The sequence below is a fragment of the Streptomyces sp. NPDC040405 genome (assembly GCF_055595765.1).
The window spans coordinates 105,776-117,619 of sequence record NZ_JBVIVI010000018.1 but is presented as its reverse complement, the minus strand read 5'-3'; the positions used below and the strand labels follow the sequence as shown (position 1 = coordinate 117,619).

The window sequence follows — 11,844 nt, the reverse complement described above, 5'->3', positions numbered from 1 at the left end:
GACTGATGTCGGGTACGGAAGAAAAGCTCCGCCAATACCTGAAGCGGGTCACGGTGGATCTGGGGCAGGCCCGTCAGCGGGTACGGGACATGGAGGAGCGGTCCCAGGAACCGGTGGCCGTGGTGAGCATGGCCTGCCGCTACCCCGGTGGGGTGGGCTCACCCGAGGAGTTATGGGAGCTGGTGTCCTCGGCCGGAGACGGAATCGAGGAGTTTCCCACCGACCGCGGCTGGGATCTGGAGGGCCTGTACCACCCGGATCCCGACCACCCCGGCACCAGCTATGTCCGGCACGGCGGCTTCCTGCGCGGGGCCGACCGCTTCGATGCCTCGTTCTTCGGCATCAGCCCGCGCGAGGCGCTGGCGATGGATCCCCAGCAGCGGCTGCTGCTGGAAGTGTCCTGGGAACTGCTGGAACGGGCGGGCATCGACCCCATGTCGCTGAAGGGCAGCCCGACCGGTGTGTACGCCGGGGTGTCCAGCCAGGACTATCTGTCCCGGCTGCCCCGGATCCCCGAGGGCTTCGAGGGGTACGCCACCACCGGCAGCCTCACCAGCGTGGTGTCCGGCCGGGTGGCGTACACCTTCGGGCTGGAGGGGCCCGCCGTGACGGTGGACACGGCCTGTTCGTCGTCCCTGGTGGCGATGCACCTGGCCTGCCAGGCCCTGCGCCAGGGCGAATGCGAACTGGCGCTCGCGGGCGGGGTCACCGCGCTCACGACCCCGACCGCGTTCGCCGAGTTCTCCCGGCAGCGCGGGCTGGCTCCGGACGGGCGCTGCAAGTCCTTCGCCGCGGCCGCCGACGGCACCGGATTCTCGGAGGGCGTCGGGCTGGTGCTGCTGGAGCGGCTGTCGGACGCACATCGCCACGGCCACCGGGTGCTGGCGGTGATCCGCGGTTCGGCCGTCAACCAGGACGGCGCCAGCAACGGCCTGACCGCGCCGAACGACGTGGCGCAGGAGCGGGTGATCCGGCACGCCCTCGCCAACGCGCGCCTCGCCGCCGACCAGGTGGACGCGGTGGAGGCGCACGGTACGGGGACCTCGCTCGGCGACCCGATCGAGGCGCACGCGCTGCTGGCCACATACGGCCGGGACCGGGCGGCCGACCGGCCGCTGTGGCTGGGCTCGCTCAAGTCGAACATCGGTCATGCCCAGGCGGCGGCGGGCGTGGCCGGTGTGATCAAGATGGTGATGGCGCTCCGGCAGGAGACCCTGCCGGTCACCCTGCACGTCGACGAGCCGACACCGCATGTGGACTGGGAGGGCGGCGGCGTACGGCTGCTGACCGAACCGGTGGCGTGGCCGAGGGGCGAGCGTCCGCGCCGGGCGGGAGTGTCGTCCTTCGGTATCAGCGGCACCAACGCTCATCTGATCCTGGAACAGGCGCCCGAGCCGCCCGAGATCGCGGAGTCACCCGAACCGCCCGAGCCCATCGCGGTGGCCGTACCGGACGCCATCGCCACCGACGCCATCGCCGCCGACGTCACCGCGTGGACGCTCTCCGCCCGCGGCCAGCGGGCCCTGCGGGGACAGGCGGCGGCGCTGGCGGCACGGGTGGCGGAGGACCCGCGGCTGTCCGTGGCCGATGTGGGATGGTCACTCGCCACCACACGGTCGCTGTTCGACCACCGGGCCGTGGTGCTCGGCGAGGACCGGGAAGCGCTCCTGGCGGCGGTCGAGGCGCTGGCCGCCGGGGAAGCACACCCGGGAGTGGTGCACCCCTGCGTCGCCGCCGCGGCGGGCGAGCCCGGGCCGGTGCTGGTCTTCCCCGGCCAGGGGTCGCAGTGGGCGGGCATGGGAGCAGGGCTGCTCGACGCCTCGCCCGTGTTCGCGGCGCGAGTGGCGGAGTGCGAGCGGGCGCTGTCCCGTTACGTCGACTGGTCGCTCAACGCCGTCCTGCGCGGCGCGGACGGCGCGGCCGGGATGAGCCGGGTGGATGTGGTGCAGCCCGTGCTCTGGGCCGTGATGGTCTCTCTGGCGGCTGCGTGGGCCGGGCACGGAGTGACGCCCGCCGCCGTCGTGGGCCACAGCCAGGGCGAGATCGCGGCGGCCGTGGTGGCGGGGGCGCTGTCGTTGGAGGACGGCGCCAAGGTCGTGGCGCTGCGCAGCCGGGCATTGCGCAGACTGGCGGGCGGCGGGGCGATGGCGTCCCTCGGGCTGGGCCGGGATCAGGCGGGCACGCTGCTGGCCGGGCTAGGCGACCGGGCCTCTGAGGTCGGAGTGGCGGCCGTCAACGGCCCTTCCTCCACCGTGATTTCGGGACCTCCGGCACAGGTGGCCGACGCGGTGGCCGCCTGCCGGGAAACGGGCGGGCGAGCGCGCCTGATCGATGTGGACTACGCCTCGCACGGCCCGCAGGTCGACGAGATCGCCGGAGAACTGACCGAGGTTCTGGCCGGAATCCGGCCGAGCGCGTCGAAGGTGGCGTTCTACTCCACGGTCACCGGCGGACGGATCGACACCGCCACCCTGGACAGCGGCTACTGGGTGACGAATTTGCGGGAGCCCGTACGCTTCGCCGACGCCATCGAAGCGCTGCTGGCCGATGGCCACCGGGCGTTCATCGAGACCAGCACCCACCCCGTGCTGACCGTCGGCATGCAGGAGACGTTCGAGCACACGGGTGTCGAGGCGGTCGCGGTGCCCACGCTGCGCCGCGACCACGGGGGCAGGGCGCAGCTGGTCCAGTCCCTGGCCCAGGCGTTCACCGCCGGGGTCGGCGTCGACTGGACGACCCTCCACCCGACCGGCCCGGCGGCCCCGCGCACCGTCGACCTGCCCACGTACGCCTTCCAGCGGGAGCGGTACTGGCTGCCCGACTCGGTGCGGACGGACGTGGCACAGAGGGCGGACGAGGACGAGGAACGGTTCTGGGCCGCCGTCGACGGCGAGGATCTGCGGGCGCTCTCCGATGCGCTGCGGCTCCCCGACGACCTTGGCTCGCGGTCGCCGTGGGGCACCGTGCTGCCGGTGCTGTCCGCATGGCGGCGCGAGCGGCGTGAGCGGTCCGCCGTGGACTCCTGGCGCTACCGGATCCAGTGGCAGCCCCTCACCGACCTCACCGAAAACACTCCGTCCGGCGCACACACCTGGCTCGTCGTCCGCCCGGCCGACGACACGCACGACACGGTGAACGACTGGGTGAACGCCTGCGTCCAGGCGCTGAGCGCGGGTGGCGGACGGGTGGCGGAGCTGACCGTCGCCGACGACACCGACCGGGCACGGCTCACGGAGCTGCTGCACGGCCGGTACGCCGATGCGGCGCCACCGGCCGGGATCCTGTCCCTGCTGGCACTCGACACCTCCGCACACTCCCGGCCACGTGGCGTGGCCACCGGCCTGACCGGCACTCTCACGCTGCTGCAGGCGCTGGTGGACGCGGACGTCACGGCGCCCCTGTGGTGTGCCACCCGTGGGGCGGTATCCGTCGACGACGCCAACCCCGTGGCCGCCCCGGCACAGGCCCAGCTCTGGGGGCTCGGCCGGGTCGCCGCACTCGAACACCCCACCCTGTGGGGCGGGTTGCTCGACCTCCCAACGAGCCTTGACGCGCTGGACCCGGACCGGCTGCGGGCCCTGCTCACCGGGGCGTCCGGCGAGGACCAGGTGGCGCTGCGTACCTCGGGCGCGTACGGGCGACGGCTGGCCCCCGCCCCCGTCGGCGGCGGTGCGTCGCCGCGGAGCTGGACGCCGCACGGCGCCGTGCTCATCACCGGGGACACCACCGGCCCGGCCGCCCACATCGCCCGATGGGCCGCGGCCAGCGGCGCGAAGCGCGTGCTGCTGCTGGGCCCTCAGAACGGTGAGCAGACCGCCGCGCTGAAGGCCGAGCTGGACGCGCTCGGCGCCGAGCTGACGATCGCGGACTGCGTGCCCGGCGACCGGGCGGGTGTCGTCCGTACCGTAGAACGGCTGGCGGCGGAGGGCGAACGGATCGACACGGTCGTGCACACCGCGACCTCCGGTGTGCTGGCACCGCTGACGGAGCTGACACCGGACCGGCTGGCCGACGAGATCTCTGCTCAACTCATCTACTCCGAGGCGGACGTCGAGGCGGCCTGCGGTCTCGGCCCCGAGGACACCGTCGTCTACTGCTCCACCGTCGCCACGGCATGGGGCAGCAGGGACCACGGCTCGTACGCCGCCGCGACCGCCCACCTCGACGCGCTCGCGCAATACCGACGTGCTGAGGGCCGGGCCACGGTCTCGATCGCCTGGGGGCTGTGGGCTCTGTCGGACGGCGGCGACACGCGGCACCCGCTGGCCCCGCACACCGAGCGTTCCCGGCGCCAGGGGCTGTCGCCACTGGAGCCCCGATGGGCGTTGAACGCCCTGCGGCAGGTGCTCGACCACGACGATCCGCGGATGACGATCGCCGATGTCGACTGGGAACGGTTCGCGCCCCTGTTCACCCTCGCCCGGACGAGCAGGCTGTTCGACACGGTGCCGACCGCCCGCCACGCCATCGAGGCCGCACAGGAGCCCGTCGAAGGGGAGACGGGCGCGGACGGCGCCGCGGCGCTGCGCGAGGAGCTGGCCCCGCTGGGCGAGGACGAGCGGGCCGGACGGCTGCTCGCCCTGGTACGCGGCCATGTGGCCGCCGTACTGCACTATCCGGCACCGGAGGCGGTCGACCCGGCCAGGCCGTTCAAGGAACTGGGCTTCGACTCGATCGCCGCGGTGGAACTCAGGAACCGGCTGCGCGCCGCCACCGGGCTGAGCCTGCCCACGACGGTGGTCTTCGACTATCCGACGCCGGAGACCCTGGCGGGCTGTCTGCTGGCCCAGCTGGCTCCGGAGGAGTCCGCCACCGCCCACCCGGGGCTCGGACATCTCGACGCGCTGGAGGCGGCGCTGACCGGAATGGCGGCCGAAGACCCGCGGCGCACCGGTCTGGTGAACCGTCTGCGGAGCCTCCTGTGGAAGCACACGGCCACCGAGAACGAGGAACGGGCGCCGGAGGACGAGAGGGATCTCGCCGCCGCCACCGCGGACGAGGTGTTCGCCCTCATCGACCGTGAGTTGGGCACCTGAGCGGGGCCCCTTCGCGAAGAGCCCCCCGTACGGCACGCCGTACGGGGGGCTCTTCGTATGCCGGTCAGTGCAGGTCATGGGTCTGCCGGACCGTACGGGCCAGATCGAGCAGGTCTTCCGCCACCCGCCGCGGGTGCTGGGCGTGCAGATCGTGCTCCGAGTCCGGATATTCGCGCATGGCCGCACCGCGCAGCGAGGCCGTGGTGGCCTCGATGCGCGAGCGGATGCGGTCGGCCCACTGCCGGTCCGCGCCCTTGGGAATGGCGGGCATCAGCACGGTGGGCACCGAGATGGCCGGGTACCAGGGGCCCGGCGGCTCGTCCCAGATGCTGCGCAGCATCGACGTGTGCTGCTCCAGGGTCATACGCCGGGAGAGCGAACCGTCCGGGTTCTCCCTCATGGTGGCCACGGCCGCTTCGATCGCGGCGGGCGACCAGTCGGGGTGAATGTCCCGGAAGTAGTCGCTCACGCTCTGCACGGTGGCGCCGTCCAGCGCGGGCGGGCGCAGCGCGCCGGCGAACGCCTCCCAGGTGGGGAAGGCTTTGGCGGGTTCGAGCCAGCCGCCGTCGACCAGGGCCAGCCCCGCCACCAGCTCGGGATGCTCGGCGGTCAGCCGCACCGATACGTTGCCGCCGTAGGAGTGCCCGGCCACCACCACCTCGGACAGCCCGAGGGCGGCGCAGGCCGCCACCAGGTCCGCGACGGCGGTCGGGGTGTCGTACCCCTTCTCCGGGGTGTCGGACTCGCCGTGGCCGCGCAGGTCGGCCGCGTACACCGGGTGGCCCGCGGCGGCCAGATGGTCGGCGACCTCGTCCCACATACGGGCGTTCGAGGCCATGCCATGCACCAGGAGGAAGACGGGGGATTCGGTTCCAGGCCGGTGTCGGAAATGTAATTTCACATCGTCGGTTACGGGCACGGAAAGATCCATATGGAAATTCTAGCCGCATCACCGCGGGGGCTTCGAGATCCCTCGGCGGCCAATTGCCCCCGCATTAGCGGCACTTAAGGAAGCAAGAAGACGTCGGGCGGGCGGGGACGAGCCCCCTCCCGCCCGACGTCGGCGTATCGCGGCGCGCTATGCCGTCGCGCCATCCGCGCTGTTGACCGCCGCGTACGCCTCGGCGAGATAGTGACCGAGCTGGGCGGGGGTGGGATATTCCAGAATCGCGACGAGGGGAATTTCCACGTCGGTGAGCGTCATCAGCTTGCGGGTGAGTTCGAGCGCCGTCAGCGAGGTGAGCCCGTTTTCGAGGAAATTGCTGTCGTCGTCGATCGGGGTGGGAGAGAGGATGTCCGCGAGTTGCGTCCGTACGGTCTCCCGCAGGATGTCCTCGCGCTCCTCCGCCGTGGCGATGGCCAGCGCCTGGTGCAGGGCCGCGCCGTCGAGATGGGCCTCGCTCTGTTCCGTGTGCATCGCGGATCCGTTCGGTTGGGGGTCGGAGGAGTCTCCGGGGACGCTGCCATTGACCGCGGTGAATGCGTTCATCGTTTCTCCCGCTTGGTGGATGCTTCGTCGGTGTCCGCGATGACCACGGACACCGCGTCCTCCATGACCGCCTGCCGCAGCAGGGCGACCGCCGATCGTGAGGACAGTGCGGACATTCCCGTGCCCCAGCACACCGAGGTCGCCGGGACGCCCCGCGCCCGGCACTCCTGCGCGAGCGCGTGCAGATAGGCGTGGGCCGGAGCCTGATTGCCCAGCCCCGGGCCGGGCAGTACGCCCACGGCCGAGGAACTGAGCACAAAGGCCGACAGGTCGTTCTTCAGGCTGAGGGCGCACAGATTCCTCGCCCCCGCCACCGCCTCATGCCATATGCGCTCGATGTGCGCGGTGTCCAGCGGCCCGGCCTCATGCGGCGGCGGCACCGCGAGATGCAGCACAGCGGACAGCGGCGCGTCGGCCGGAAGCCCGGCCACGGCGGCGGCGAGCGCGACCGGATCGGCCGGGTCGACGGTGGCGGACGACACCTGTGCGCCCGAGGCGGTCAGTTCGGCGAGCAGGCCGTCGTCCGGGGCCGTGGTGTCGAGGAGGAGCAGCCGGTCCGCGCCCGCTCCGGCCACCCAGCGGGCGGTGTGCGCGCCCAGGTCGGTGGCCGCCCCCGTGATCAGCACGGTGCCGTGCATGGGGAGCGTCTCCGCGGTGGCGCGCCCGGCTGCGTCCGGAACCAGACGGGGCGTGAAGCAGCAGTCGGCGCGTACGGCCACTTCGGCCTCGCCGTGGAGGCCCGCCAGGACCCCTGCCAGCCGCCGTCCGGCCCGCGTGTCGAACCGCTCCGGCAGATCGACCGACCCGCCCCAGCACCGCGGGCGTTCCACCGCGAGGGCCCGGCCCAGGCCCCAGAGCTGTGCCTGCTCCGGATGCGTCACCGGATCCCCGCGACCGACGCCGACCGCGCCGCGGGTGGCCACCCACACCGGGGCCTCGATCCCGGCCCGTTCCACCGCCTCGACCAGCGAGAGGGTGGGGGCGAGCGCCGGGCTTCGGCCGTCGTCGGCCGGAGGCTGCGACGCGTCCAGGGCAGACAGTGAGAGCACACCCGCGACGAACCGGCCGGTGGCGGCGTCGGATATCCGTTCGGCGAGGGCGCGGGCCGACGGGCCCTCCGGACCGAGCTCGACGACATCGGCGCCGTACTCGCGCAGCACGGCGGCAACGGCGTCGGCGGGCGGGCCACCGGCCGACGCGATCAGCCAGGTACCGGACAGCCGCGGCGCCACCACCTCGGCCATGGCCTGCCAGGCGATCCGGTGCCGCCACCGGCGCTGCCGCCGCCAGGCGGCCAGCGCGGGCAGCAGCTCCCGCAGCGGGCCGTGCCGCTCCGCGGACACGTCGAGGGTACGGGTGAGGGCCGCCACGTCCCCGTGCTCCACCGCGTCCCAGAACTCGGTGTCCACCCAGGTCTCGGTCACCCGCGCGGCATCCGCCAAAGACGCGTTCTCCAGCCAGAACCGCTGTCGTTGGAAGGCATAGGTGGGCAGCGGGACGGTACGCGGTGGTGTGGCGCCGTCGAAGAGGGCGGCCCAGCCGACGGTGGCGCCCGTGGTGTGCAGTCGAGCGAGCGCGTACAACAGCTCGCGCACCTCGGACCGTTCGCCGTCGCCACCGAACGGCGACAGCACCAGCGGCGCCGCCCCGTCCGGCAGCCCACGCCCGGGCCCCAGCTCCCAGACCACATCGGCCCCGCCCAGGTGCGGGGCGTCGGGGCGCTGCTCGGCCGGGTCGCGGCCGCACCAGTAGCCTGGCGTGCTGATCCGCTCGTCCACGGGCAGGCCCGTCACGGCGTCGAGGACCGGGATCGCCGGGCAGCGGAGGGACACCGTCCCGATGGTCCGGGGGAGTTCGCCGGGACCGGCCGCGACGAGACGGCAGGCGTCGGAGAGGTCGAAAACACCGGCGACATGCGCGGCGGCGATCTCACCGACGCGATGCCCGCCTGCCTCACCGGCCACCCCACCGCTTACCGCATCGGGCCGTACCCCGGCCGCGTCCAGCAGCCGGACCAGCGCGATGTGCCACGCGAACAGCCCGGCATCCGAGTCCGGCGGCGGACGTTCCCCCGCCCTCCCCAGCAGCGCGCACACCTCGTCGAAGGCGGCGGCGAACACCGGAAACCGGTCGTACAGTTCGCGGCCCGCCACCTCCTTATCGCCCTCGAACAGGAACACCGTCCTGCACGGCGCGGTCACCGCTCCACCGGTACGGACCACACCCGGCCCGACCACGGCCGGATGCGGCTCGCCGGCCGCCAGCGCCGCCAGCCCGGCCCGCAACTCGTCCCGCCCCGCGCCGACCACGACGGCCCGGTGGTCGAACACCGACCGCGTCGTGGCCAGCGACCACCCCACATCGCGTGGTGGCACAGCATCCTGGGCCGTATGGGCGGCCAGGGCGCGCGCCTGGCCCCGTAACGCCGCCGCACCACGCGCGGACAGCACCCAGGGGACCACTCCGGCGTCCGGCACATGACTCCCCTCGGAAAGAGGGACCTGCTCCAGAATCAGATGCGCGTTGGTGCCGCTCGCGCTGAAGGAGGACACCCCGGCGCGCCGCGGACCCTCTTCGCGCACCGGCCACGCCGTCCGCTCCGTCAGCAGCCGCACCGCGCCCCTGCGCCAGTCCACCAGCCGGGTGGGCCGGTCGATGTGCAGGGAGCGCGGCAGCACCCCGTGCCGCATGGCCATCACCATCTTGACGACACCGGCCAGCCCGGCGGCGGCCTGGGTGTGCCCGATGTTCGACTTCACCGACCCCAGCAGCAGGGGGCGGTCGGCGGGCCGCTCCTGACCGTAGGTGGCCAGCAGCGCCTGCACCTCGATGGAATCGCCGAACGCGGTACCGGTGCCATGCGCCTCCACCGCGTCCACATCGGCTGCCGACAGCCCGGCGTTCGCCAGCGCGTCCCGGATCAGCTGCTGCTGGGCCGGGCCGTTCGGCGCGGCCATCCCCGTACTGGCCCCGTCCTGGTTGATCGCCGAACCGCGGAGCACCGCCAGCACCTGATGGCCGTGGCGCCGCGCGTCGGACAGCCGCTCCAGCAGCACCAGACCGGCGCCCTCCCCGTACACCATGCCGTCGGCCGCGTCCGCGAAGGACTTGCACCGCGCGTCGGGGGCCAGCTGGTGCTGACCGGAGGGCACCTGGAACACGCTCGGGGTGTACATGAGGGCGGCCCCGCCCGCCAGCGCCAGGTCATTCTCCCGCTGGCGCAGGGACCGCGCGGCCAGATGCATCGCCACCAGCGACGACGAACACGCCGTGTCCAGCGTGACGGCCGCGCCGCGCAGCCCCAGGGTGAACGCGATCCGGCCCGACGCCACGCTTCCCGCGCTGCCGTTGCCCACCTGCCCCAGCAGATCTTCCGGGATCTCGGTCAGCCGTGCGGCGTAGTCGTGGTACATCACGCCCGTGTACACCCCGGTGGAGCTGCCGCGCAGCGTCTGCGGATCGATGCCCGCGCTCTCCGTGGCCTCCCAGGCCAGCTCCAGCAGCATCCGCTGCTGCGGTTCGACGGCCGCCGCCTCGCGGGGGCCGATGTCGAAGAACTCCGCGTCGAACGCGCCGGCGTCATAGATGAAGCCGCCCGCGCGGACGTACGAGGCGCCATGGTGGCCCGGATCGCAAGCGTGGAGCCGCTCCAGATCCCACCCCCGGTCGGTGGGAAGACCGGAGACGGCATCGCGTTCCCCGGCCACCAGATCCCACAGCTGCTCCGGTGTGCGGACGCCACCGGGGAAGCGGCAGGCCATGCCGACGATCGCGATCGGCTCCTCCCGCTCCGCCCGCAGATCCCGCAGCCGCTGCCGGGCCTCGTGCAGCTCGGCCGTCGTCCACCTGAGGTAGTCGACGAGCTTCTCCTCGTTCGTCATGACAGTCGCCCGGCCACCGTGCTGCGCGGATTCAGATCCACCAGGGCGAGTTCTTCGGGGCGCAGCGGCGGCGCGGTGAGTTCCCGCAGCGGCCGGTCCCGCTGCATCAGGGACAGGAAGCGGCTGGACGCCAGCTCGGACTGCGGGGCGGTCAGGCTGATCACATCGGTCACCACGTCACACACCGCGGAGGCGCGAATCGCCCGGTCGGAGATGAGATCGGAGAAGCGCTGCCGCGCCACCGCACCGCCGGTCAGCCGGGGATCCCTCACGTCCGTACGGCAGTTGACGTATTCGACATCCTTGGACGCGGCCATGATCCACGGGTCGTCCACCACGGCGCTGACGGCCTGCTGCACCCGCCGGGTCCGCGCCGGGTCGTATCCGGACCGCCCCAGCTCCGCGTCGAGCGCGGCGGCGCTGCGTGCGGCGGCGCTCATCCCGTGTCCGTAGATGGGATTGAACGCGGCCAGGGCGTCCCCGAGGACGAGCAGCCCCTCCGGCCAGGTGTCCAGCCGCTCCGGATACAGCCGCCGGTTGGCGCCGACGCGGGAGACCGCCACCGACGTCAGCGGCTCGGCCAGGGCGATGAGGTCGGCGACGAGCGGGTGGCGCAGGGTCTGGGCGTACGGCAGGAAGTCGTCGTTGTGCGTGGGCAGCCCGGCGCCACGGGTGCAGGACAGGGTCACCATCCAGGTGCCGTCCTCCTGCGGATAGACCACCCCGAAGCGGCCGGGCTGGCGCACCCGGTGGTCGGCGGCCACGTTGACGGCGGGGAATCCGGCGGTGGCCCCCGGCGGCGCCCGGAACACCCGGGTGGCGTACGCGATGCCCGCGTCGACGATGTCCTCCTCGACCGGGGGCAGCTCCAGCGCCGACAGCCAGTGCCGCAGCCGCGAGCCGCGCCCCGAGGCGTCGACCACCAGATCCGCGTCCAGGGTTTCGAGGGCCCCGGTGTCCATGTCCCGCACCCGCACCCCGGCGACCCGCTTGCCGTCGCCTGCCAGGTCCAGGATCTCGGCGCGCGACCGTACGGAAATCCGCCCGGCCGCCAGGATCTGGTCACGGACGATCCAGTCCAGGAACGGCCGGGTGCACATGATGGCGTACTGCCGCGGCGGGAAACGATGCTGCCAGCCGTGCGAGGTCAGCGTCACCAGGTCCTCGTGGAAGCCGACCCGGCGGGCGCCCGCGCCCAGCAGCCGGTCGACGGTGCCCGGCAGCAGCTCATCGACGATACGGGCGCCGCTCGACCACAGCACATGGACATGGCGCGCCTGGGGTGAGCCCTTGCGGTGGCGGGGCCCGTCGGGCAGCACGTCGCGTTCCACGACGGTGACGCTCTCCAGATGGCGGGCGAGCACATGCGCGGCCAACATCCCCGCCCAGCCGCCGCCCAGGACAATTCCACGCTTCGGTTCGGTCATGGTTCTGCTTT

At 73.0% G+C, this 11,844-nt stretch carries 5 protein-coding genes; 1 reads left to right on the top strand and 4 read right to left on the bottom strand.

From position 1 onward, the window contains the following. Positions 1 to 5: 5 nt before the first annotated feature. Complete coding sequence (locus ACZ59A_RS41245; RefSeq protein ID WP_470970050.1) at positions 6 to 5,036, top strand: type I polyketide synthase; 5,031 nt, start codon at positions 6 to 8, stop codon at positions 5,034 to 5,036. 64 nt (positions 5,037 to 5,100) lie between these two features. On the opposite strand, the gene ACZ59A_RS41240 is transcribed toward ACZ59A_RS41245, so the two are convergent. From ACZ59A_RS41240 to ACZ59A_RS41225, 4 genes are all read right to left on the bottom strand, one after another. Further along, complete coding sequence (locus tag ACZ59A_RS41240; protein ID WP_470970047.1) at positions 5,101 to 5,967, bottom strand: alpha/beta fold hydrolase; 867 nt, start codon at positions 5,965 to 5,967, stop codon at positions 5,101 to 5,103. 147 nt (positions 5,968 to 6,114) lie between these two features. Beyond that, positions 6,115 to 6,525: an acyl carrier protein gene (locus ACZ59A_RS41235; RefSeq protein ID WP_470970044.1), complete on the bottom strand. Its 411-nt coding sequence runs from the start codon at positions 6,523 to 6,525 to the stop codon at positions 6,115 to 6,117. Further along, the gene (locus ACZ59A_RS41230; RefSeq protein WP_470970042.1) at positions 6,522 to 10,406 is read right to left on the bottom strand and encodes a type I polyketide synthase; all 3,885 of its coding nucleotides are present in this window, start codon (positions 10,404 to 10,406) and stop codon (positions 6,522 to 6,524) included. Before ACZ59A_RS41230 ends, ACZ59A_RS41235 begins: the two co-directional genes overlap by 4 nt. After that, complete coding sequence (locus tag ACZ59A_RS41225; protein ID WP_470970039.1) at positions 10,403 to 11,833, bottom strand: NAD(P)/FAD-dependent oxidoreductase; 1,431 nt, start codon at positions 11,831 to 11,833, stop codon at positions 10,403 to 10,405. Before ACZ59A_RS41225 ends, ACZ59A_RS41230 begins: the two co-directional genes overlap by 4 nt. Positions 11,834 to 11,844: the final 11 nt, after the last annotated feature.

Excerpts from the sequence above, each read along its gene's own strand:
- ACZ59A_RS41245 (WP_470970050.1), top strand. The coding sequence starts at position 6 with ATGTCGGGTACGGAAGAAAAGCTCCGCCAATACCTGAAGCGGGTCACG.
- ACZ59A_RS41240 (WP_470970047.1), bottom strand. The coding sequence starts at position 5,967 with ATGGATCTTTCCGTGCCCGTAACCGACGATGTGAAATTACATTTCCGA.
- ACZ59A_RS41235 (WP_470970044.1), bottom strand. The coding sequence starts at position 6,525 with ATGAACGCATTCACCGCGGTCAATGGCAGCGTCCCCGGAGACTCCTCC.
- ACZ59A_RS41230 (WP_470970042.1), bottom strand. The coding sequence starts at position 10,406 with ATGACGAACGAGGAGAAGCTCGTCGACTACCTCAGGTGGACGACGGCC.
- ACZ59A_RS41225 (WP_470970039.1), bottom strand. The coding sequence starts at position 11,833 with ATGACCGAACCGAAGCGTGGAATTGTCCTGGGCGGCGGCTGGGCGGGG.